Here is a 23,124-nt window from a genome sequence, read left to right on the forward strand (position 1 = left end):
AGACCGGGAGCCCGTCTCCGGGCCACGAACAAAGTAACGGGGAGCTGACGGGCCCGAATCCTGTCGACCGCGGCAAGCCCGGGTCGAAGATCCACGCGCTCACCGACCGTGCCGGTCTGCCCCCTCTCTGTCGGAATCTCAGCGGCCAACACCCACGACAAGCTCGGCCTGGAGCCGCTGGTGAAGGGCATCCCGCCCGTTCGCTCCCGCCGCGGCCCGCGCCGCCGCCGTCCGGCAAAGCTGCACGCCGACAAAGGCTACGACTACGCCGACCTGCGGAGATGGCTGCGCAGCCGCAACATCGTCCCACGCATCGCCCGCCGCGGCATCGAGACCTCCAACCGGCTCGGCCGGCACCGCTGGGTGGTCGAACGCACGGTTTCCTGGATGAACGGCTTCCGCCGCCTGCACCGCCGCTACGAGCGCAAGGCCGAGCACTTCCTGGCCTTCGTCGGCATCGCCGCCGCCCTCATCTGCTACCGCCACCTCACCAAAGGAGACGACGTCTAAAGGACGGCGGCACGAGTCCGATGCAGGACATCCGTTGGGCGACCAGGGCAAGGTGAACAAGGCCCCCTCAGCGGTGCCGAGTCGTAGATTCAGACCCTCGGGTGGCCGAGTTCCTCGGCCAGACGGCATATCCACGAAGTTCAGGCCCCAGCGGGAGTCCGTAGGACGATTCCGGGCTGGCCGCCCGAGGTTCGCCTCCCTGCAGCCCCACAGTTCCATGCCGCCGAAACCCTCGACACGAGGGTCCGTGCACGTCTTCCGACCGGCGGGGGTTCGTGCTGGCCCGGTGAGGTGGGTGAGGGCCGCCCTCCACCGCTCCACCATAGATTGACGCCCCTCCTGGACGGAATCCAGGTTCGCTCTAGCGAGAATCACATTCTTGACTAGCGAAAGTCGTACTGCCATTCTACTTCCACGCCTTCCTGTGACTCCGATCACTCCACCCTGGTGAAGGGACATGCATGCGGAATCGGATGCCGACCGTGCTGAAAAGAAGATGGTCACGCCGGTGGACGGCCGTCCTGCTCGTCAGTGTGATGACACTCGGCAGCACCGGGCACACGGCCACCGCCGCACCACCTGCCCCGGCCCAGGCAGGGCACTCATGGCCGGGCGGAGAACCGCGTCCGCCCAGGCCCGAGCCGATCAAGGTCCGCGAGCTGCCGCTCCCGCCGGTCACGCAATCCACCGAGCCCGGCGCGTGCACCCCCGAGATCAACCCGAACAGGACCGGATGCGTCGGCCGCAATGTCGGACTGGAGTCCGGGGACTTCCTTCCCGACGGGGAGCACGTCCTGGCGACCGTCCACTTCGCCGGAGCCCCCACGGCTCCGGACCCGGCGGCCGTTTACTCCGGCGACCAGACGATCATCGTCAAGACGAACGGACGGACCTTCCCCAACGGCGACGCCTGGAAGTGCATCACCTGCGGGCTCCCGGAGGAGAACACGATCGCTCGAACGGGGGAGTACGAGCACGCGGAGACCTCCTGGGACGGCAAGCGCCTGCTGGCCGGTGAGAACATCATCGAGTGCGGCGGGTACACCTTCACCGACCGGCGGTGCACCCCTGAAAGGACCCACGTCTACCCGTTGCGGTGGAACACCACCGCCGACGGATCCGGCCCCGGCGGCAGCATCCGCGAGATACGCCTGCACCCCGACGGTGTGCACGTGGGCTTCAGCAGCGTCGCCATCACCCGCAACGGCAAGCTCAATCAGTACTCCTACCTTGGGCGCCTGACGTTCAACCCGTCACCCACAACCGGCACGCCTCTCGCACCCCGCTACGACATCACCAAGGTGACACGGCTCTACAGCCCGGCCGCCGACCAGCAGCCGGTCCGCGTCGACCCCAAGAACCCACGCAAACTGCGCATCAATCCCGCCGTCCCGACCGTCGGCGAGCTACGCGGGTTCTCAGGCACCGGGGACGAGGTCACCTACGTCGGCTACCCCACCGAGTCCTCCAACATCGACGTGTACGCCGCCAACCTCAAAACCGGCAAGGTCCGCCGCCTCACCGCCCACCCCGAGTACGTCGACCCCGTCGACATCTCACCCGACGACAAGTGGACCGTCGCCATGGACACCCGCGGCACCGACCGTCAGATGTTCATGGCCGGCATGCGCGTCATCCCCCCGATCACCGACCTGATCACCACCAGCGCCGCCTCCTCCACCCGCAACAACGGGCAGCGCAGGTTCTTCCAGCCCTACCTCATCGACCGGCACGGCGACCGCGGAAGCTACGCCGGCCAGCAGATCAACGCCGGCGACGGCGCCCCGGGCAGCGTCAGCGATCCGTACTGGAACGGCAGGGCCGACCCCAAGTGGTCCCCCGACGGCACCCAGATCGTCTACTGGCAGGCGTTCGTCGTCCCACCCGCATGCGGCGGCACCAACCCGCTGCCCTGCCGACCCTCCACCGCCGAGGGCGGCCGCACCTCCCGCATGATGATCGCCGACCTCCCCTCCCGCAGGCCCCTCAAGCCGCGCAAGGTCGCCCCGATCTCCGACACCGTCCCCTGGGGCACCCCGTACGTGCCCGGCAGCGCCGCCCCCGAGCGCCCCTACCCCCCGCAGGGCGACTACTTCGTATCCGGCAAGAAGTCCGGCGTCGCCAAGGTGAAGATCACCGAGAACGCCGACCGCACCGCCATCAGCACCGTCGAGGTCGCTTACCGGAACTACTCCGACGATGGCCGCCACGTCCTCAACGGCACCGAGAAGGTCACCACCACTAATTCCACACCAACGCTGAACGAAGTCGACTGGTACTCCGACCTCGTCCAAACCGGTGCGGTCCGCGCCACCAAGAAGACCAGCCCCGACGGCTTCCACCTCACCATCGACGTCTTCACCAACATCTTTCAGGCCACCGGCACCCTGACCACCACCATCGACGGCCGCACCTACACCCAACCCGCCAACGGCACCTGACACCCCGCCCCGCACCGGGCCCGACCTCCGAGCCCGGTGCGGGGCCGGCCCGCTCCGGGCTCCTGAGCATTGAGCACGGTCGTACCCGGAAGGTCTGGACGGTTCCTCCCCAACTCGGCGTGGCCCGTAGGAACGCGCGTTCCCATCGCGACCAGCACGATCAGCCGGCTCACCCGGCCACGCAGCGCACCCGTGGTTCTGAAGTGCCGATCGGTTAGGGAGTGAAGGGTGTTGTTGACGGGCCCGCTCGGGGTGCGGCTATCACCATCCGGCCCCGCAATTGCCCGCTGCCGCCACCGGTGTCGGAGGTGCACGAAGGGGAGCGCATCGTGATGCCAACGGACGATCACGAACCGCAGCATGACGCGGCAGGCGGCCCCTGTCACCGTCATCGATCACGACCCGGACTGGGCGGGGCAGTTCCGGCGTGAAGCGGCCAGGACTGAGGCCCCACTCGCCGCCGCCACCCTCGTCTGCTGCCGCCACCGCTCCAAATGAGACGACGTCTAAGGCCCTGACGGACCGGTGAAGCAGCGGGACGGGAGCACTGTGGCGCTGGCGAGGAAGGGATCACGGCTCATCACCGTCGACGGCGTCGAGTTCCGTTGGAAGGTGCGCGGTCGGCCGACCTACCACCAAGCGATGGGGTGGTCTCCCCTCTCCTTCGCCGTACAGCAGAACGATCGGCCTGGTGCTCGCTTGGTGGTCTCACTGTCGTGCGCTCATCCGGGCAATGCCGTAGGTCTCCCGGCAGCAGTGGTTCTTCCGCATACGGTGGCTACCGCGATCACCAAGGCAATGGACCAGGGGTGGCGACCGTCGAAGCCTGGGCCCCAGTTCATGTTGGCGCTGCTGAAGCCCGAAGAGGGCTAGAAACGGCGACGTGCCGCAGCACGGTCCACCCGTCCATGCTTCACAGACGCGACCACGGTCCCTTGCCTGGTTGAGGCGTCCACGCGAATAAGCACTTCCCCTGCGCCCGTCCCGCCTGAACTGGTCGCCATCCTTCGCGATCACCTCGACGCGTTCGGGACGGCCGAGGACGGGCGCATGTTTGTCACCAGCGGGGGCCAATCGTTCTCCGGCTCGGCCTACGCGCAGGTGTGGAAGCGGGCTCGGGCCTTGGCGCTGACTCCTGATCAGGTCGAGTCGCCGTTTGCGGCCCGTCCGTATGACCTTCGCCATGCGGCGGTGTCGCTGTGGCTGAACGCCGGGGTCCATGCTCCGGAGGCGGCCGAACGGGCTGGGCATGGGGTCGATGTGATGTTGCGGGTCTACGCCAAGTGCATCGACGGGCAACGGGACGTGGCCAACCAGCGCATCGAGGACGCGTTGGCGGCATGATCGGCAACTATCGTGGAGGGGCTCCGGAGCGTTCCGGGGTCCCTCTTCGCATGCGGGCTGACCTGGGGAAACGTCGGGGTGGTCATTCCGTGTATATTCCGGGAACCGTGCTCTGGGGCTGCATCCGGTGGCATACGGCTGCGTCCGGCCGGACGTCGTCCGGGTGGCGTTCTGCCTGGTCATAGGCTGGATCGCCTGGTGAAGAGAGCGCGCCCGGCAGGATTCGAACCCGCGACCGTCGGATTAGAAGTCCGATGCTCTATCCAGCTGAGCTACGGGCGCTCGGCGACCGGCTGGGCGCCGGGACACAGTGTAAGGCGGAGCGTCGTCAGGCTCCACATCCATATCGCCGCTCGTGGCCGCGCCGCTGTGGTAGGGGGCATATCTTTGGTGGCCGTGGAAGGTGAGGTTCCGCTCTCCGGGACGGGGGGCGTGGTGCGGGTGGCGGACACGGTGCGGCGGCCGGTGGGGGCGCACAGTGCGGCCGTGCGGGGGTTGCTGCGGCATCTGGAGGAGGTCGGGTTCGAGGCGCCGCGGGTGCTGGGGACGGACGAGTCGGGCCGCGAGGTGCTGAGCTGGGTGCCCGGGGAGGTGCCCGGACGGCCGTTGCCGCGGTACGCGGGGACGGACGACGCCCTGCGGGGGGTCGCGGGGCTGCTGCGGCGGTACCACGAGGCGGTGCGGCCGTTCGGGGTGCCGGACGGCCCGTGGGATCAGGGTTCGTATCTCGATGGGGACCCGGAGGTCGTCGGGCACTGCGATGTGACGCCGGAGAACGTGGTCTTTCGCGGGGGGACGCCGGTCGCGTTCATCGACTTCGAGTTGGCGCGGCCGACGCGGCGGTTGTACGACGTGGTGACGGCGCTCCGGCATTGGGGGCCGATCGCGGATCCGGCGGATCGGGACGCGGTGTGGTACGGCGTCGACGTGGGGCGGAGGCTTCGGGTGTTCTGCGACGCGTACGGGCTGTCGCGGGGTGAGAGGGGCGAGGTGCTGCCGGCGGCTCGGGTGCGGTTCGAGCGGTCGTACGAGTCGATGCGTGCGAGGGCCCGGAGGGGCGGGAGCTGGGCACGCGTCTGGCAGGGTGGTGCGGGGCTCCGGATAAGGCGGGCTCAGGATTGGCTGGAGCGTCACTGGGATGAGCTTGATTCGTGTCTCTGCTGAGGGTCTCGTTCTCGGGGTGCTTCTGGACGCGGTGGTGGGGGATCCGCGGCGGGGGCATCCGGTCGCGGGGTTCGGGCGTGTGGCGTCGCGGGTGGAGCGCGCGGTGTATCGGGATTCGCGGGCGGCGGGGGTCCTGTACGTGGGGCTGCTCGTGGGCGGGGCGGGTGTCGCGGGGTTCGCCGTGGATCGGGTCTGCAGGGGGCCGTGGGTGACGGCTCTCGCGACGTGGGCGGTCCTCGGGGGGACGTCGCTGGGGCGTGAGGGTTCGGTGATGGCGGATGCTCTGGGGCGGGGCGATCTCGAGGCGGCGCGGGCTCGGTTGCCTCATCTGTGCGCTCGGGATCCCGAGGGGTTGAAGGCGGACGAGCTGGTGCGGGCGACGGTCGAGTCGGTGGCGGAGAACACGAGTGATGCGGCGGTCGCGCCACTGCTTTGGGGCGCGGTCGCAGGGGTCCCGGGCCTGTTCGTGTATCGGGCGGTGAACACGCTTGACGCGATGGTGGGCTATCGGAACGCGCGGTACGAACGGTTCGGGTGGGCGGCTGCGAGGCTCGACGATGCGATGAACTGGGTGCCCGCGCGGGTGACGGGGGCGCTCGTGGCGTTGTTCGGCGGGCCCGACGCGTGGCGGGTGCTGCTGCAAGACGGCGGGAAGCACCCGAGCCCGAACGCGGGGCGGTGCGAGGCCGCGTTCGCGGGGGCGCTGGGTGTGCGGCTGGGCGGGACGAACGCGTACGGGGGGCTGGTGGAGCGGCGTCCGGAGATGGGGGACGGGCGGGCGCCGGAGGTGCGGGACATCGGGAGGGCCGTCCGGTTGTCGGCGGCGGTGACGTTCGCGGCGGCGGGGCTGGCCGCGGTGGCGGCGTGGAGGCGCAAGTGAGCGGGCTGCTGGTGGCGGGGACCACGTCGGACGCGGGCAAGAGCGTGGTGACGGCGGGGTTGTGCCGGTGGTTGCGGCGGAAGGGCGTGCGGGTGGCGCCGTTCAAGGCGCAGAACATGTCGCTGAACTCGATGGTGACGGAGGACGGCGCGGAGATCGGGCGGGCGCAGTTCATGCAGGCGCAGGCGGCGGGGGTGACGCCGCGGGCGCTGATGAATCCGGTGCTGCTGAAGCCGGGGAGCGACCGGCGGAGCCAGGTGGTGGTGCTGGGGCGTCCGGTGGCGGAGGTCGACGCGCTGGAGTACGGGCGTCACAAGGAGCGTCTGCGGGAGGTCGTGGGGGAGTCGCTCGCGCGACTGCGTGACGAGTTCGACGTGGTGGTGTGCGAGGGGGCGGGCAGCCCGGCGGAGATCAATCTGCGGGCGGGGGACATCGTGAACATGGGGCTGGCGCGGGCGGCGAACCTGCCGGTGGTCGTGGTGGGGGACATCGACCGGGGCGGTGTCTTCGCGTCGCTGTTCGGGACGGTGGCGCTGCTGGAGCCGGAGGACCAGGCGCTGATCGCGGGGTTCGTGATCAACAAGTTCCGGGGGGCGCCCGAGCTGTTGGAGCCGGGGCTCGAGCAGTTGCGGGAGCTGACGGGGCGGCCGACGCTGGGCGTCCTGCCGTGGAAGCTCGGGCTCTACCTCGATTCGGAGGACACGCTGGCGCTGGACGCTCCGCGGCCGGACGCGCGGGCCCCGTACGGGCGGGAGACGCTGCGGGTGGCGGTGGTGCGGTTCCCGCGGATCTCGAACTTCACGGATCTGGACGCGCTGGCCTGCGAGCCCGGGGTGGTCGTGCGGTACGCGGCGAGCGCGGGGGATCTCGCGGACGCGGATCTGGTCGTCCTGCCGGGCACGCGGGCGACGGTGAGCGATCTGGCGTGGCTGCGGGAGCGGGGGATGGCGGACGAGGTCCTGCGGCGGGTGCGGGAGGGCCGGCCGGTGCTCGGGGTGTGCGGCGGGTACCAGATGCTCGCGCGGGAGATCCGGGACGACGTGGAGTCGGGCCGGGGGCGCGTCGAGGGGCTCGGCGCGCTGCCCGCGAGCGTGGTGTTCGGCCGGGAGAAGGTGCTGGGACGTCCGAGCGGGGCGGCGTACGGGGAACCGGTGGAGGCGTACGAGATTCATCACGGCGTCGTGGCCGTGGAGGGCGGCGAGCCTTTCCTGGACGGGTGCAGGTCGGGCAACGTCTGGGGGACGACGTGGCACGGCGCGATGGAGAACGACGGGTTCCGGCGGGCGTTCCTGGGGGACGTCGCGGGGGCGGCGGGGCGCGATTTCGTGCCGGCGCCGGACGTGTCGTTCGCCGCGCTGCGGGAGGCGACGCTGGACGCGCTCGGCGATCTGGTGGAGGAGCATCTCGACACGGACGCGGTGTGGCGGCTGATCGAGCAGGGCGCGCCGGCGGATCTGCCGGTGGTGCGTTCCGGTGTCAAGGGTCGGTAAGGCCCGGGACGCGTGAGACGGGCGCGGCGGTAGGGTGATCCACTCGAAGGTGCGGCCGACGTATCAGGAGGAATACCCCGTGACGGACCCGAGTCTCATCGTCCCGCTGATGAAGGCGCGGGTGCCGGCCGAGGTGCAGCTCGAGTTCCCGCTCCCGGCGGACGAGGAGCCGGTGCGCGACCCGTTCGCCGGCGACCTGTACGTGACGTACGCGCTGGAGCACGCGGACGAGAACGGCCGCCGCTACGAGCATGTGGCGCGGCGGCACTGCGCGGAGCTGGGCGTGGAGCCGGGCGACTTGCGCACGCGGGCGGTGCTGAACCTGCGGGACCGGCGCCCCGAGCTGGGCCTGAACTGGTATCCGGACGTGCGCGCCGTGACGGTCGCGCTGGGCGGGCTCGAGGCGAGCCTGCTCCTGGACGACGGTTTCCTCGACAAGCTCGCGCAGGGCGTGGAGGGCGACCTGGTGGTGGCGGCGCCCGCGCGGGACGTGTTCGTCGCGTCGGGCACCGGTCACCCGGAGGGCGTCGACAAGCTGCGCTGGGCGGTCGCCCAGGTGTGGGCGCGGGACGCCGACCCGGCGTGGGACTCCCCGGCGTCCGCACTGCTGGGCCACGACCTGCTGGTCCGCCGGTCGGGGTCCTGGGAGATCCTCACGACAGTGTCTTGAACTCGGGCCACAGGTCGGTCCAGGTGCCGCGGAGGCCGCGGCAGATCCAGACGGGCTTGCCCTGTTCCTCGTTGTCGAGGTCGACGCCGTTGTCGATGCGTCCGGCCGGACGGACGTCCGTCCAGAAGCGCCGTAGCTGGGCGGCTCCCGCGACGGTCTCCGGGCCGACGACGATCGCGGTGGTGGCCGTGTCGGGCGGGCGTCCGAAGTACCAGTAGCCGTTGTGGCCGCTGTAGGCGCGGGGGAGGCCGTGGCCGGGCCCGTAGCGGTCGAGCGCCCCGGCCTCGCCGTAGTTGCTCACGATGATCGTCGCGGGTTCGCCCGGGGGGAGCGTGCGGTGCACGCGGGCCACCTCGGCGGCGAACCGGGGCCAGCCGACGGTCTCGGCGCCGTCGGAGTTCACGGCGGGCTGCGGGGTGTCCGCGAGCGTCGAGACCGGGTAGACGGGCAGCGTGAGCAGGACGGTCGAGACGCCGGTGACCGCGTAGGCGGGGACGGTCGCGGCCCAGCCCCAGCCGCGGGGCGCGCCCCGCCGTTCGACCTCGACGGCGCCCGCCGCCCACAGCGCGGCCCACAGCCCGGACAGGTAGTACGGCTTGCCCGCGGTGGCGAGGAAGACGACGTTCAGCAGCAGGTAGGCGTGGCCGACGAACCGGTAGGGGGCGAGGTCGGCCGACCGGTAGAGCCGCCACAGCCCGTAAATCCACAGCCAGGACAGGACGACGCCGGTCAGCACGAGCTGGAACGGGAGGAAGCCGGGCCGCCCGCCGAAGTCGGCGTCTCCGGCGATGGCGTCGGCCATGTCGAGCTGGGGCCAGTCGTGCCGGGCCTGCCAGAGCAGGCCGGGGACGGCGGCCGCGAGCGCGAGGGCGGCCCCGGCGGCGAGCAGGGGGCGGCGGAGGAGGTCGCGGGGCCCGGCGATCAGCAGCCCGGCGACGAGCGCGGCCAGCGCGACGGGCGCCAGGTACTTGACGTTGACGGCGACGGCGGTGACCGCGCCGGCGGCGAGGAGGAGCCGCTGGTCGCGGGTCCGCACCCAGCGGATCGCCAGGAAGGCGAGCACCGTGGTGAGCAGCATGTCGAACGTGGCCGTGGAGAGGGTGTGCCCGGACGCGATCGCGAACGGGCACACGGCGTACGCCCCGGCGGTGAGGAGCTGCGCGCGCCGCCGCCCGCCCAGCTCGCGGGCCGTCAGTCCCGCGACGAGGACCCCGGCGGCGACGCAGAGCGCGGACGGGACGCGCAGCGCGACGAGGGAGTCGCCGAACAGCGCGGTGATCGCGCGGGCGAGCAGCGGGACGAGCGGCGGCTGGTCCGGGTAGCCCCAGTCGAGGTGCCGTCCGGCGACGCGGAAGTACAGCTCGTCGCGGTGGTACCCGTAGCGGGCGCTGAGGGCGAGGAGGACGAGCGCGGCGCCGCCCGCGACGAGCAGCAGCGGCCGCCACGCGGGCGCCGCCGGCGCGGTGCTCCCGGGATCGGACGGGTCGGATTCGGACGGGTCGGGCGCCTTGGAGGCGGGGGCGGACACATGCGCACCATATGCCGTGATGTGGCCCACGTCACGATATATCTGGTGTCCAGGCCCGGTCACGGATCCGCGCGCCGATATCCGGTGGGAGTTCCGCGGCGTCCGGGCCCTACGGGTTCTTCGCGAGCGTCTGCGGCGCGTCGACCGGCGGCGTCTTCCCGAACCGCCTGCGCAGCGGGTAGGCGGCGGCGACCACCGCGAGGCTGACCAGGGACGCGACGAGCTGCGAGCGGCGCTCGTCCATGAGCGCCATCGAGACCAGGACGGCGCCCAGCGCGGCGATGACGACCCAGGTGAGGTACGGGAACAGCCACATGCGGTAGGTGAGGCTGCCCGGGTCCTCGCGCTGCAGGCGCGCGCGCAGCCGCAGGTGCGAGAACAGGATCGCCAGGTAGACGAACGCGAGCACGACCCCGATCGAGTTCATCAGGAACGCGAAGACCTGGTCGGGGGAGGTGTAGGAGGCGATGACCGCGGCCCACGCGGCGACCGTCCCGAGCAGGATCGCGCGGACGGGGACGCCGCGCCGGTTCAGCTTCACGAGCCCGGCGGGGGCGTCGCCGTCGCGGGTCAGCACGTACAGCATCCGCGACGAGACGTAGATCGCCGAGTTCAGCACGGACAGCACGGCGGTGAGGATCACGGCCTGCATCAGCGTTCCGGCGGCGGGGACGTCGAGGTGCTCCAGGGCGCTGACGAACGGGCTGGTGAGGACCTCGGCGGCGTTCCACGGCAGGATCGCGACGACGAGCAGGATCGAGAACACGTAGAAGATCGCGACTCGCCACAGCACGTTGCCGGTGGCCTTCGCGACGGCGCGGCCCGGCTCGTTGCTCTCCGCGGCGGCGACGGTGACGATCTCGGTGCCGCCGAACGCGAACATGACCGCGACGATCGCGGTGAAGATCGCCCCGACGCCGTTCGGCGCGAACCCGCCGTGCGCGGTGAGGTTGCCGAGGCCGCCGGGGGAGTCGGGCCACAGGCCGAGCACCCACAGGACGCCGAGCACGATGAACACCAGGATCGCGGCGACCTTGATCGAGGCGAACCAGAACTCGAACTCGCCGAACGACCGGACGGACACGAGGTTCACGGCCGTCATCACGACGAGCAGCGCGGCGGCGAGCGTCCAGGCCGGGAGGTCGATCCACTCGGCGAGGATCGCGGCGCCCGCGACCGCCTCCGCGCCCACGAGGATGACGTACAGGTACCAGTAGATCCAGCCGATCGTGAACCCGGCGAACGGGCCGAGCGCCATCCGCGCGTACTCGGCGAGCGACCCCGCGACGGGCCGCGCGACGACCATCTCGCCGAGCGCCCGCAGGACGCACAGGACGAGCGCGCCCGCGGCCGCGTAGGACAGGACGGCCGCGGGGCCCGCGGTGCCGATCACGGCGCCGCTCCCGACGAACAGGCCCGCGCCGACCGCGCCGCCGATCGCGAGCATCGTCATGTGCCGGCGGCGGAGCCCGGTCCGCAGCCCCGCGTGTTGAGTTTCGGACATTCCCTCGCGTTCCCGTGCTCGCGTCTTGGACGGATCCACCCTAGATGACCTGTGCGAGTGTCGATATCCGTCATATGGGGCGTCCGAAATGTGGACGGCGGGCCGACGCCGTACGCTGAGGCCCTGCACGAAGATCGAGACCGGAGATCGAGACCGAGGGAGGCCCGGATGGGCGAGGTCGTGGCGACGGACGTGCTCGGCCCCGGCTACGAGGCGATCGAGCTGCCGATGGGCCGGGACGCCGAGGGCGAGGTCGTCGCGACGCTGGTGCGGCGCCGCAGGCCCGAGCCGTCCCGCCGCGCGGTGCTCTACCTGCACGGGTTCGTCGACTACTTCTTCCAGCGGCACCTCGCCGACTTCTACACCGGCCTCGGGTTCGACTTCTACGCGCTCGACCTGCGCAAGTACGGGCGCTCGCTGCGGCCCCACCAGACGCCGAACTACATCGAGAGCCTCACCGAGTACTTCGCCGAGATCGACGCGGCCGTCCGGATCGTCCGGGACCGGGACGAGCACGGGACGCTGCTGCTCAACGGGCACTCCACCGGCGGCCTCGTCGCCGCCCTGTACGCCGACCGGGTGCGCGGCAAGGGGCTGATCGACGGCGTGTTCCTCAACAGCCCGTTCCTGGACATCAACGAGCCGTGGCCCATGCGCAAGATCGGCGCCGGGCTGGCCCGCGCGCTGCGCTCCCGCCTGCCGAAGGCGCCGCTGCCCGCCGGGCTGTCCGACCTGTACGCCCGGAGCCTGCACCGCGAGCACGAGGGCGAATGGGACTTCGACCTCTCCTGGAAGCCGCTGCTGGGCTTCCCGGTCCGCGCCGCCTGGCTGGACGCCGTCCGGCGCGGGCAGCTCCGCCTGCACCGCGGCCTCGCGATCGACGTGCCGGTGCTGGTGATGGCGTCCACCCGCAGCGTCCGCCCGTCCCGCCGGTCACCGGACGTCTCGGGCGCCGACGCGATCCTCGACGTCGAGCACATGGCCCGCTGGGCGCCCCGGCTCGGCCCGCACGTGACGCTCGTCCGGATCGAGGGCGGCCTGCACGACCTGGTGCTGTCGCCCGAGCCGGTGCGCGGGCGCGTGTTCGAGGAGCTGGCGCGCTGGACGAACGGGTACCTGCCGCCCGAACCGGCCCGCTGACCGCCCGCCGCGCGGGGCCGGCGGCTACTCGAGGATCTTCGACATGTCGAAGTCGTCGAACTCGGCGGTGACATCCTCGGCCTGGTTCCCGCCCCGCTCGATGCGCAGCCCGACCCAGCCGTTCGGCAGCGGCTGCTCGCCGTCGGTCTCGTCGATGACCTGGTCGCCGTTCACCCACAGCCGCAGCCGGACGCTGTCGTCGTCCTGCCCCTCGCAGGCGATCTGGACCTCGTTGGGGCCCTCCTCGTCCCATCCGCCGGACGAGTCGACCGTCGCCAGGTCCTTGGTGCCGAGGTCACCGTTGACCTTGCGCAGCAGCGCGCCCTGGCCGTCGTTGCGGACCAGGAAGACGTACTGCCGGGCGCCCTCGTCGTTCGACCGGCACGTCATGCCGAACCGGGCGTCGGCGGGGCCCTCGCGGACGGCGACGGTGACGGTCGCCAGGAGCGGGTCGGGGAAGTCCTTCACCTCGCCCTTCGGCACGAACGCGTTCAGCGACGAGTCCGAGCCGGAGGTCCGCATCCGGTACCGGTCGTTCGCGTAGAGCTGGTTCTCGCCGAAGGTGTACCAGCCGGAGTCGTCGCTGGTGAAGGTGTCGCTGAACGCGGTCGCGAGCTTGTCCGGCGGCCCGCCGCCGATCACCTTGTAGCCGATGAACCCGATCAGCACGCCGACCGCGAGGACGCCCGCGCCGATGGCCAGCGCCCGGCGCGGCACCCCGCCGCCCGGACGTCCGGACGACCCGGACCCGGACGGCGGCCGCGACCCGGGCGGGACGGGCGGCGTCGGGGACGCGTCGTCACGGGTGGAGTCGCCGCGGGTGGAGTCGCCGCGCAGCAGGACCGTCCGCGCGGGGTCGGCCGGGCCGCCGCCCGCGGCGGGCGGCGGCTGCACGGACGGCGACTGGAGGGTCGGCGCGTCCTGCACGCCCGCGCCGACGACGCCGGCGCCGATCCCCGCGCCGGCCGCGGCGCCCGTCCCGGCCGCCGCGCCGTGGCGGGGCCAGCCGCTCGCGACCGTCTCGGCGAGCGTCGCCGGGTCGGGGGTGGCGCCGGTGCCGACCAGCCGGGCGAGCAGCTCCTGGACGGACGGGCGGTTGCGGGGGTCCTTGTCCAGCGCGGCCTCGACGACGTCCCGCAGGCCGGGGTCGAGCGCGTCCAGCTTCGGCTCGTCGTGCACCACCCGGTAGAAGATCGCGGGGACGGTGTCGCCGGCGAACGGCGCGACGCCCGTCCCGGCGTAGGCGACGACGCAGCCCCACGAGAAGACGTCGGAGGCGGGGGTGATCGGCTCGCCGCGCAGGATCTCCGGCGGCAGGTAGTTCGGGGTGCCGACGAACTGCCCGGTGCGGGTGGGCCCGTCGGCGGCGTCGAGGGCGCGGGCGATGCCGAAGTCGATCACCCGGGGGCCGGTGGACGACAGCAGGACGTTCGCGGGCTTGAGGTCGCGGTGCACGATGCCCGCGCCGTGGATCGCCGACAGCGCGGTCGCGACGCCGACCGCGAGGCCCTCCAGGTCGGAGCCGGGCAGCGGCCCCCGCTCCCGCACGGCCTTCTCCAGGCTCGGCCCGTCGATGAACTCGGTGACGACGTACAGCGGGTCCCGGTCGAGCTCGGCGTCCAGGACGGGCGCCGTGCAGAACCGCCGGACCTGCCGGGCGGCGGTCACCTCGCGCCGGAACCGCTCCCGGAACGCGCCCTCCCCGGCCAGCTCCCGGTTGATCACCTTGACCGCGACGCGGCGGCCGCCGTCGTCCTCGCCCAGGTAGACGGTCCCCATGCCGCCGCGTCCGAGCCGTCCCGTCAGCCGGTACGGGCCGAGCCGGTCGGGGTCCCCGGGGCGCAGCGCCTCGCCGTTTTCTCCTGGGTGCGTGGTCATCCTGATCCTGTGGGGGGAATGGGGGAACTGTCCGTCAGAACCCTAGCGGTCCTCGGTGAAATGGGACGTGCGAAGCCTAGTGGTGGTTCAGCGTTCGCGCCGGGCGCGCGGCAGCGTCCGGAACGGCGGCAGCTTCTCGCCGGTGAGGCCGAACGCGTACGCGACGACGCGCGCCGACCAGCGCTGGCAGCCGACGACCAGGGCGTACAGCGGGCGCGGGTAGCGCCCGGTGAACGGGATGACCAGGCAGCTCGGCAGCAGCACGACCACCAGCAGGACGTGCATGACCAGCATGACCACCAGGTGCGGGATCACCAGCAGGGTGCGCAGCAGGGTCAGCCAGCGCCGCGCCCCCCGCCACGCCTCCGGGTACGGCAGGTCGACCAGGACGGTCGGCTCGGCACCGCCCGCCGCCGTGCCGCCCGCCGTGCCGCCCGAGGTCGCGGCCTCGGCCGCGGCCTCCGGGACGGGCGCCGGGAGCGGGACGGGCGGCGCGGCGGAGTCCGGGTCCGGTGCGGGCACCGGCGGCGGGAGCGGGTGCCCGCCCGTCGCCGTGGCCGCGCCGCCCGCGCCGTCCCGCCGCCAGGTCGCCGACACCGACTCCGCGAGCCGCTCCGGATCCGGCCGCTCCCGGCCGACGAGCCGCGCGAGGACGTCCTGCGCGGTCGGGCGCTCGCGCGGGTCCTTGGTGAGCGCCGCCGCGACGATCTCCCGCAGCCGCGGGTCGAGCCCGTCCAGGTCGGGCTCCTCCGCGCCGATGCGGTGGAACGTCTCCGCGACCGTCTCGCCCCGGAACGGCGGCCGTCCCGTCCCGGCGAACGCCACCACGCAGCCCCACGCGAAGACGTCCGAGGCCCGCTCGACGGGCGCGCCCTCCAGCACCTCGGGCGCGATGTAGGACGGCGTCCCGACGAACTGCCCGGTGCGGGTGAGGCCGTCGGCGGCGTCGAGGGCGCGGGCGATGCCGAAGTCGATCACGCGGGGGCCGGTGGACGACAGCAGGACGTTCGCGGGCTTGAGGTCGCGGTGCACGATCCCGGCGCCGTGGATGGCGGTGAGCGCGGTCGCGACGCCGACCGCGAGGCCCTCCAGGTCGGAGCCGGGCAGCGGCCCGCGCTCGCGGATCGCGTCGTGCAGGCTGGGCCCGTCGATGTACTCGGTGACGATGTACGGCGGGTCCTGGTCGAGTTCGGCGTCCAGGACGGGCGCCGTGCAGAACCGGTGGACGCGCCGCGCCGCCGTCACCTCCCGGCGGAACCGGGCGAGGAACGCCGGCTCCCCGGCCAGCTCCCGGTTGATCACCTTGACCGCGACGCGGCGCCCGTTCGGCTCCGCGCCCAGGTAGACGGTCCCCATGCCGCCGCGGCCCAGCCGTCCGAGCAGGCGGTAGGCGCCGAGGACGCGGGGCTCGTCCGGCGCGAGGGGTTCGGCGGTGGTGGTGGCGGTCATGGGGGGCTCGGGCTCCTCGGATGATCAGCTCTCCGGGCCCACTCTAGGCCCGTCAGGGAGTCAGCAAGAGCTTTCCGGTGGTTCGCCGGGCTTCGAGGTCGGTGTGGGCCGCGCGGGCGTCGGCGAGGCCGTACCGGTGCCCGACGTGCACCCGCACGCGTCCGTCCGCGACCCACCGGTACACCTCGCCGGAGCGTTCGAGCAGCTCCGCGCGGGTCTCGATGTGGTGCGCGAGCGTCGGGCGGGTGAGGAACAGCGACCCGGCCGCGTTGAGCCGCTGCGGGTCGAACGGCGGCACCGGGCCGCCCGCCGCCCCGTACAGCGCCAGGACGCCGCGCCGCCGCAGGCTCGCCAGGCTGCCGTCGAACGTGGGCGCGCCGACCCCGTCGTACACGGCGGCGACGCCCTCGCCGCCGGTCAGCTCCCGCACCCGGTCGGCGAACCCGTCGTAGCCGAGCACCGCGTCGGCGCCCGCCGCCCGCGCCAGCTCCGCCTTCTCCGGGGTCGACGCCGTGCCGATCACCCGGGCGCCGAGCATCGCGGCGACCTGCGTGAGCAGCAGCCCCATGCCGCCCGCGGCCGCGTGCACCAGGACCGTGTCGCCCGCCCGGACCGGGTACGTCGAACGGGTCAGGTAGTGCGCGGTCATGCCCTGCAGGAGGACGGCCGCCGCGTCGTGCGGGTCGACGCCGTCCGGCACCGGCACGAGCTTCTCCGCCGGGACGACGGCCCGCTCCGCGTAGGCGCCCTGCACGTTCGCCCACGCGACGCGGTCGCCGACGGCGAGGCCGTCCACGCCCGGCCCCACCGCCGCGACCGTCCCGGCGGCCTCCATGCCCGGCGTGTAGGGGAGCGGCTGCGGGTAGGCGCCCGTCCGGAAGTACACGTCGATGAAGTTGACGCCCGCCGCCGCGACGTCGACCAGCACCTCGCCGGGCCCGGGCTCCGGGTCCGGGCGCTCGGCGGGCACCAGCACCTCCGGGCCGCCGTTCTCCGACACGACGATCGCGCGCATGCTTCTTCTCCCTCTCGACGGTGACCTGTCTTGATCAGCGGGCTACCGAACGCGGTAACCGCGCCCCCGCACGGGTTGTTCCATGCCCGGGACGGTCGCGTCCACCGCGGGGCCGCGCCGCCGGTGCGTCACGTCCAGTCGCGGACGGTCGCGTCGACGAGCGCGACGGTCTCGTCGACGCGCGCGGCGATCGTCCCGGGGTCCCAGATCGAGCGGCGGGAGCAGTCCTCGAATCCGACGCGGGTGGCGGCGGTGAAGAGCGCGACGACGAGCCGGGGCCGCAGGTCGCGTTCGGGGTCGACGCCTTCGCGGCGTGCGACCTCGGCGACCAGGGCGCCCTCGGAGGCGGCGTAGCGGGTGAGTTCGGCCGACAGCAGCGGGGGCGTCGCCTCGATGACCTGCCGGATCCGGCGGAACCGTGCGACGTCTTCCTCGTCGCCCGCGGCGATCGTCTGCAGGACGGTGCGCAGCGCCTCGAACAGGGCGGTGAAGGGGCGTTCGTCGGCGGGGCGTGCGGCCAAGGCGTGTTCGAGGGCCTGGTAGCGCTCGGTGACCTGGCTGAGGATGACGTCTTCTTTGGAGGCGAAGTAGCGGAAGAACGTCCGCTGGGAGACCGGGAGCGCGGCGACGATCTCGTCGATCGTGGTGTCCTCGTAGCCGTTGCGGGCGAACAATTCCAGGGCGGCGTCGATCAGGGCCATGCGGGTCCGCCGCTTCTTGCGCTCGCGGACCCCGCCGGTGGAGGGTCCGTGCGCGGGCCCCGGCGGCCCGCCGGCCGCGTCGGCGGTCATCGCAGCTCCTCCTGCCCCGGTGCACGGGCCGTGCCCGCCCGCTCTCACAGTGCTTCTATCACGGCGGCGCGCCCCCCATGCGTGTGACATTTCAACTATTCGATTGCGATTGGCCCCGGCGCGCTCCGCGTGTCGCCCGTCCGGCGGCGGGCCAGCGCCCGCGGCGGCGGGAAAGGGCAGACCGTTCTCCGCGTTTTCGCTGCGCAGACGGTCTGCTCGGGTCATGCTGAGACCGGTCACGAATCGTTGCCGAACGGTAGCCCATCGTTACCGTCCGGCGGGATGAGGTGGGTGAGCGGCATGTCCGTCGTCGGCGGGCCGGACCTCGCGCGGGTGCGCCGGAGGCACCTCGCGGCGCTCGCGTACGAGGTGGAACTGCGCGGGCTGGCCTGGCGGCTCGCCGGGCCGGGAGAGTCGGTGCTGAGCGTCCGCGGCGCCCGCTCCGGCCGGAGCGTCATGGTGGTCGCCACGCCGTCCGGGGACGGCTGGTCGTACCTGTGGCCGGGCGGCGGCATCGCCGACGTCGCCGCCGCGGCCCAGGTCGCGGACCGGCTCGCCCGCCTGCTCTCCTGAGCCCGGCCCGGGCCGCCCCGGGCGCCCCGGGGAGGGGCCGCCTTGCCTCCCGCTCCGCGACCTCTCTAGACTCGGCTGCGAACGTATGTTCGATTGGCCGCATGCCCTTCCCCCGTGCGGTGAACGCGAGGGGGAGGCAGATGACGCGCGTGTTCGGCGATCCCGTGGACGTCTCGGTGCGGGACGGGCGTCCGGTCCGGTTCGTCTGGCGCGGCCGGTGCTACACCGTGCGGCGCGTGCTGGAGCACTGGGTCGCCACCCGCGACTGGTGGCGCGAACAGGACCCGGACGGCGACGTCCTCGGCGAACGCGAATTCTGGCGCGTGGAGGCCGCCCCCGGCACGGAAACGGGGGTTTACGAGCTGAGATGCGACGTTTCGACGCAGACTTGGCTGCTTTCCCGGGTATGGGACTGACACGATGCATCTGCACGTCGCGTCCGCGTACTCGCTGCGCCACGGCGTCGCGCCGCCCGCCGCGCTGGCGGAGCGCGCCGCCGAACTGGGCATGGAGACGCTCGCCGTCACCGACCGCGACGGCCTCTACGGGGCCGTCCGGCACGTCCTCGCGTGCCGGGACGCCGGCCTCGGCGCGGTCGTCGGCGCCGACCTCGCGCTCGCCGGCGGCGGCCGGATCGTGGTCCTCGCCGCCGGGCGCGCCGGATGGCGGTCGCTGTGCCGGCTGGTCTCGGCGGCGCACGCGCCCGGGCACGCGGCCGTCCGCGCGTCCGGCACCGGGCCCGCGGTCACCCGGGAGCTGGTCGGGGCGCACGCCGAGGGCCTCGTCGTCCTGCTCGGACCCGCCTCCGACGTCGGACGGGCCGTCGCCGAGCGGCGCCCGGACGAGGCCGCGCGGCGGCTCGCGGCATGGCGCGCGGCCGCCGAGGTCGCCGTCGAGATCGTCAACCACTTCGACCGGGGCGACGGGCACCGCGCCGCCCGGATGCTCGCCCTCGCCCGCGAGGCCGGGGTCCCCGCCGTCCTCGGCAACGCCGTCCGCTACCTGGACCCGGCCGACTACCCGGTGGCGCAGGTCCTGGACGTCACCCGCCGGCTCGTCCCGCTGGACCGCCGCCACCTGGAGGAGCGCACCGGCCACGCGTACCTGAAGTCGATCCCCGAGATGCGGCGGGTCGCCGAGCTGAGCTGCGGCCCGGGGGACGGCCCGGACGCGCTGCTCGCCGCGACCCGGCGGCTGTCCGAACGGTGCGTCCTCGACCCGGACCGCGACCTCGGCATGGACCGGGTCCACCTGCCCGCCGTCGCCGGCGACGCGCACGCGCGCCTCGCCGCGCGGTGCGCGGACGGGCTGGTGCGGCGCGGGATGGAGCACTCCGAACGGGCCGCCGCCCGGCTCGCCGACGAGCTCGCCGTGATCGCCCGCAAGGGCCTCGCCGCCTACTTCCTCACCGTCGCCGACGCCGCCGCGCTGATCCGCTCCCGCGGCATCCGCTGCGCGATCCGCGGCTCCGGCGCGGGCAGCCTCGTCAACCACCTGATCGGCATCGGCGACCTCGACCCGCTCCGGCACGACCTGCTGATGGAGCGGTTCCTCGCCGACAGCCGCGAGGGCCTGCCCGACATCGACCTGGACGTCGAGTCGGCGCGGCGGCACGAGGCGTACCGGGCGCTGTTCGACCGGTACGGCGCCGACGGCACCGCCTGCGTGTCGATGATGGAGACCTACCGGGCGCGCAGCGCGCTCCGCGACGTCGGCAACGCCGTCGGGCTGCCGCCGCAGGAGATCGACGCGATCGCCAAGGCGTTCCCGCACATCCGCGCCCGGCAGATCCGCGCCGCCCTGCACGACCTGCCGGAACTGCGGCAGAGCAACCTCGCCCAGGGCCGCCTCGAGGTCCTGTTCCGGATCGCCGAGCGGCTCGACGGGATCCCCCGGCACGTCGCCATGCACCCGTGCGGGGTGCTGCTGTCGAACCCGACCCTGCACGACCGCACCCCCGTCGAGGAGAGCGCCCTCGGGTTCCCGATGAGCCAGTTCGACAAGGACGACGTCGAGGCGATGGGCCTGCTCAAGCTGGACGTCATCGGCGTGCGGATGCAGTCGGCGATGGCGCACGCGGTGGACGAGGTCGCCCGCACGACCGGCGAGCGGCTCGACCTCGAGGCCGTCCCGCGCGACGACCCCGCCACGTTCGAGCTGATCCGCACGTCCCGCACCCTCGGCTGCTTCCAGATCGAGTCGCCCGGCCAGCGCGAGCTGATCGGCCGCCTCCAGCCGCGCGACCTCGACGACCTCGTCATCGACATCTCGCTGTTCCGGCCCGGCCCCGTCAACTCCGACATGGTGAGCCCGTTCCTGGACTCCCGCGCCGGGCTCCGCGAGCCCGACTACCCGCACCCCGACCTCGAACCGGCGTTGCGCGAGAGCCTCGGCGTCGTCGTCTTCCACGAGCAGGTCCTGCGGGTGGTGGACGTCATGACCGGCTGCGGGCTGTCGACGGCCGAGGCGGCCCGCCGCGCCCTCGGCGACGCGGAGGGCCAGGCCGTCGTCGGCGCGTGGTTCCGCGAGCGGGCCCGCGCGCGCGGCTACGACGAGGCGTCCGTCGACCGCGTGTGGCGGACGCTCACCGCGTTCGGCGCCTTCGGGTTCTGCAAGGCCCACGCGGCGTCGTTCGCCCTGCCCACCTACCAGTCGGCGTGGCTGAAACGGCACCACACCGCCGCGTTCTACGCGGGCGTCCTCACCCACGATCCCGGCATGTACCCCAAGCGGGTCATCCTCGACGACGCCCGGCACTTCGGGGTGCCGATCTTGCCGCTGGACGTCAACCGCTCCACCGCCGACTGGCACGTCGAGCCGGTGGCGGAGGGCGGGCCCGCCGGGATCCGGGTGGCGCTGTCGGAGGTCAAGGGGATCAGCGAGGCCGAGGTCGGGTCGATCGTCGAGGCGCGCGGCGGCGGCCGTCCGTACCGGTCCCTCACCGACTTCTGGCGGCGGGCGCGCGTGTCCCGGCCCGTCGCGGAACGGCTCGTCCTCGCCGGCGGCTTCGACGCCCTCTACGCCCCGCACCGGCCCGCGCCCGGCGGCGCGGCGGCGCCCCGGCGGGACCTGCTGTGCCGCGTGGGGGCGCTCGAACGCGTCACCGCGCGGCCCCGGCGGGGCGGCGGGGCGGCCGACGGCCAGCTCCCGATCGGCTTCGACGACGGTGAGCTCGACCCCGTGCTCGCCGAACCCCTCGCGGACCCGGCGCTCGGCGACGTCGCGCCCACCGGCCTGCCGCCGATGACGCCCGCCGAGATCGTCGAGGCCGAGCTGGAGATCCTCGGCATGGACGTCAGCCGGCACGTCCTGACCTTCTACCGGCCGCTGCTGGCCGTGCTGCGCGCCGTCCCCGCCGCCGACCTGCCGCGCCACCCGCCCGGCACGGACGTCCTGGTCGCGGGCGTGAAGGTCGCGACGCAGACACCGGCCGTCCGCTCCGGGCAGCGGGTCATCTTCGCGACGCTCGACGACGCGACCGGCCCGGTCGACCTGGCGTTCTTCGAGTCCGTGCAGGACCGCTGCGCCGCCACCGTGTTCGGCTCGTGGCTGCTGGCCGTGCGCGGCCGGATCCGCCGCGCCGGGGGCCGCGCGGTCTCCATCACCGCGACGGCCTGCTGGGACCTGGCGTTCCTCGAGGAGCAGCGGCGGCACGGCGGCCCCGCCGCCGTCCGCGCGGCGATGGCCCGCCCCGGCCCGTCCGGACGCCCGGTCGGCCGCCGTATCGTCCAGCCGACCGGGTTCGCGATGTCGCCGTACTCCGACATCGGCCCCGCGGGCCCGCCCGCCGCCTCCCGCCCGCCGGCGAAACTGTGGCACGCCAGCACAGGCAGCTCCGGCCCGACCCCCTGATCGCCCCGAGCGCCGCCGACCCCGGCGCGCGTGGGCGTCGCCGATCTTGTTCCGTGCGCTGTCGTCCCCGCTTCCGCGCGGCGCCGCCTCTCCCCGCGCGGGCCGTGGCGTTCCGGGGCGGCCGAACGGCCGGAGCGAGCGTAGGGAGCGGAGGTCGTTCGGCCGCCCTCAGCGCTGCGGCATGACCTCGCGGCCGGTTTGCAGGCGGGTGATCTGGAAGACGTTCGCCATGCAGAGTGCGGCGGCCAGCGCCAGGCAGCCGGCCGCCGCGACGCCGAGGTGGACGTCGAAGCGCGCCTCGGCGAGGCTGTCGGTGCTGCCGTGCGCGAACGCCCGCGCCAGCAGGACGCCGAGGAGGGCGCAGCACCACCAGGCCGCGACGACCGCCCCGGCGGCCTGCCGTTCGGCGAGGCGGTACCGGCCGCTGTTGACCCACACCTCGTACACCAGGCGCGGCGGCAGCCACAGGTTCACGATCGGCGTGAACCAGCCGAACAGCGCCCACGCGCGGTGGTGGCGGTGCGGGCCGGGCGACTGCCCGTAGGCGCGCCAGAACCAGAACAGGTAGAGCACTCCGGTCACGACGGCCAGGAGCGCGTACACGGTGAACACCTCGGTGTAGGGGGCGATCGCCTGGCCGGTCGCCACGGCGTCGTACGTCCCGTGGGTCTCCTGGCGCAGCGGATGCGCCATCCGCAGCAGGCTGATGCCCGAGCCGAGCGCGACGAACGCGTCGAACCCGAGCAGCATGAACACCGCCACGCCGACGGCGCGGAAGTCGCGCCGCCGGGCCCACGCTCCGCACGCCGGGCAGCGGTCCACCTCGGCGGGGATGATGTCGCCGCAGAGGGCGCACGGCATGGTCGACCTCCGGGGGCTGGGGGGTGCGGCACAT

Annotated in this window: 17 protein-coding genes, 1 tRNA gene and 1 pseudogene; 11 read left to right on the forward strand and 8 right to left on the reverse strand. The window is 73.3% G+C overall.

All coding sequences use genetic code 11. The features are described 5' to 3' along the window. The 3 genes and pseudogenes from AB0L25_RS32055 to AB0L25_RS32065 all read left to right on the forward strand — a co-directional run. Positions 1-510 (forward strand): annotated as a pseudogene (locus tag AB0L25_RS32055) (IS5 family transposase); the annotation flags it as partial. Between the two features lie 536 nt (positions 511-1,046). Beyond that, the gene (locus AB0L25_RS32060) at positions 1,047-2,951 is read left to right on the forward strand and encodes a TolB family protein (protein WP_500176485.1); all 1,905 of its coding nucleotides are present in this window, start codon (positions 1,047-1,049) and stop codon (positions 2,949-2,951) included. Positions 2,952-4,001: 1,050 nt separating this feature from the next. After that, on the forward strand, positions 4,002-4,295 hold the full coding sequence (locus AB0L25_RS32065; RefSeq protein ID WP_500176486.1) for a hypothetical protein: 294 nt from the start codon (positions 4,002-4,004) through the stop codon (positions 4,293-4,295). Positions 4,296-4,503: 208 nt separating this feature from the next. Here the strand turns inward: AB0L25_RS32065 and AB0L25_RS32070 are convergent. Continuing rightward, positions 4,504-4,577 (reverse strand) — tRNA-Arg (locus AB0L25_RS32070). 114 nt (positions 4,578-4,691) lie between these two features. On the opposite strand from AB0L25_RS32070, the gene AB0L25_RS32075 reads away from it, so the two are divergent. The 4 genes from AB0L25_RS32075 to AB0L25_RS32090 all read left to right on the forward strand — a co-directional run bounded on the left by AB0L25_RS32075 (position 4,692) and on the right by AB0L25_RS32090 (position 8,499). Then, positions 4,692-5,459, forward strand: a complete 768-nt coding sequence (locus AB0L25_RS32075; RefSeq protein ID WP_500176487.1) for a phosphotransferase — start codon at positions 4,692-4,694, stop codon at positions 5,457-5,459. Beyond that, entirely contained in the window at positions 5,434-6,339 is a 906-nt protein-coding gene (locus AB0L25_RS32080; RefSeq protein ID WP_500176488.1) for a cobalamin biosynthesis protein, read from the forward strand. Before AB0L25_RS32075 ends, AB0L25_RS32080 begins: the two co-directional genes overlap by 26 nt. Then, on the forward strand, positions 6,324-7,829 hold the full coding sequence (locus AB0L25_RS32085) for a cobyric acid synthase (RefSeq protein WP_500176489.1): 1,506 nt from the start codon (positions 6,324-6,326) through the stop codon (positions 7,827-7,829). Before AB0L25_RS32080 ends, AB0L25_RS32085 begins: the two co-directional genes overlap by 16 nt. Positions 7,830-7,908: 79 nt before the next feature. Continuing rightward, on the forward strand, positions 7,909-8,499 hold the full coding sequence (locus AB0L25_RS32090) for a DUF1444 domain-containing protein (protein WP_500176490.1): 591 nt from the start codon (positions 7,909-7,911) through the stop codon (positions 8,497-8,499). Here the strand turns inward: AB0L25_RS32090 and AB0L25_RS32095 are convergent. After that, entirely contained in the window at positions 8,483-10,027 is a 1,545-nt protein-coding gene (locus AB0L25_RS32095; protein WP_500176491.1) for an ArnT family glycosyltransferase, read from the reverse strand. The two genes, AB0L25_RS32090 and AB0L25_RS32095, sit on opposite strands and share 17 nt — an antisense overlap. 109 nt (positions 10,028-10,136) lie before the next feature. Then, positions 10,137-11,531 (reverse strand): amino acid permease, encoded by a 1,395-nt coding sequence (locus AB0L25_RS32100; RefSeq protein ID WP_500176492.1) that lies wholly within the window; start codon positions 11,529-11,531, stop codon positions 10,137-10,139. Positions 11,532-11,699: 168 nt separating this feature from the next. On the opposite strand from AB0L25_RS32100, the gene AB0L25_RS32105 reads away from it, so the two are divergent. Continuing rightward, positions 11,700-12,671, forward strand: a complete 972-nt coding sequence (locus tag AB0L25_RS32105) for an alpha/beta hydrolase (protein ID WP_500176493.1) — start codon at positions 11,700-11,702, stop codon at positions 12,669-12,671. Between the two features lie 24 nt (positions 12,672-12,695). Here the strand turns inward: AB0L25_RS32105 and AB0L25_RS32110 are convergent, their stop codons facing one another. The 4 genes from AB0L25_RS32110 to AB0L25_RS32125 form a co-directional block, all read right to left on the reverse strand. Further along, positions 12,696-14,549: a serine/threonine-protein kinase gene (locus tag AB0L25_RS32110; RefSeq protein ID WP_500176494.1), complete on the reverse strand. Its 1,854-nt coding sequence runs from the start codon at positions 14,547-14,549 to the stop codon at positions 12,696-12,698. Between the two features lie 87 nt (positions 14,550-14,636). Next, positions 14,637-15,998 carry a DUF4389 domain-containing protein gene (locus tag AB0L25_RS32115; protein ID WP_500176495.1) on the reverse strand — a complete coding sequence of 454 codons (1,362 nt, stop codon included), beginning with the start codon at positions 15,996-15,998 and terminating at the stop codon, positions 14,637-14,639. A gap of 52 nt (positions 15,999-16,050) precedes the next feature. Further along, positions 16,051-17,013: a quinone oxidoreductase family protein gene (locus AB0L25_RS32120; protein ID WP_500176496.1), complete on the reverse strand. Its 963-nt coding sequence runs from the start codon at positions 17,011-17,013 to the stop codon at positions 16,051-16,053. Between the two features lie 128 nt (positions 17,014-17,141). Further along, positions 17,142-17,804 carry a TetR family transcriptional regulator gene (locus tag AB0L25_RS32125; protein WP_500176497.1) on the reverse strand — a complete coding sequence of 221 codons (663 nt, stop codon included), beginning with the start codon at positions 17,802-17,804 and terminating at the stop codon, positions 17,142-17,144. Positions 17,805-18,086: 282 nt separating this feature from the next. Between AB0L25_RS32125 and AB0L25_RS32130 the strand changes: the two genes are divergently transcribed. The 3 genes from AB0L25_RS32130 to AB0L25_RS32140 all read left to right on the forward strand — a co-directional run bounded on the left by AB0L25_RS32130 (position 18,087) and on the right by AB0L25_RS32140 (position 22,229). Then, positions 18,087-18,377, forward strand: a complete 291-nt coding sequence (locus AB0L25_RS32130) for a hypothetical protein (RefSeq protein ID WP_500176499.1) — start codon at positions 18,087-18,089, stop codon at positions 18,375-18,377. A gap of 140 nt (positions 18,378-18,517) precedes the next feature. Then, a complete protein-coding gene (locus AB0L25_RS32135; RefSeq protein WP_500176500.1) occupies positions 18,518-18,793 on the forward strand; it encodes a DUF6504 family protein in 276 nt (91 codons plus the stop codon). A 4-nt stretch (positions 18,794-18,797) separates the two neighbouring features. After that, positions 18,798-22,229, forward strand: a complete 3,432-nt coding sequence (locus tag AB0L25_RS32140) for a DNA polymerase III subunit alpha (RefSeq protein WP_500176501.1) — start codon at positions 18,798-18,800, stop codon at positions 22,227-22,229. A 168-nt stretch (positions 22,230-22,397) separates the two neighbouring features. Here the strand turns inward: AB0L25_RS32140 and AB0L25_RS32145 are convergent, their stop codons facing one another. Then, on the reverse strand, positions 22,398-23,090 hold the full coding sequence (locus AB0L25_RS32145) for a DUF4328 domain-containing protein (RefSeq protein WP_500176502.1): 693 nt from the start codon (positions 23,088-23,090) through the stop codon (positions 22,398-22,400). Between the last annotated feature and the right edge of the window lie 34 nt (positions 23,091-23,124).

The organism is Spirillospora sp. NPDC052242 (assembly GCF_040679555.1).
Taxonomy (GTDB): Bacteria; Actinomycetota; Actinomycetes; order Streptosporangiales; family Streptosporangiaceae; genus Spirillospora.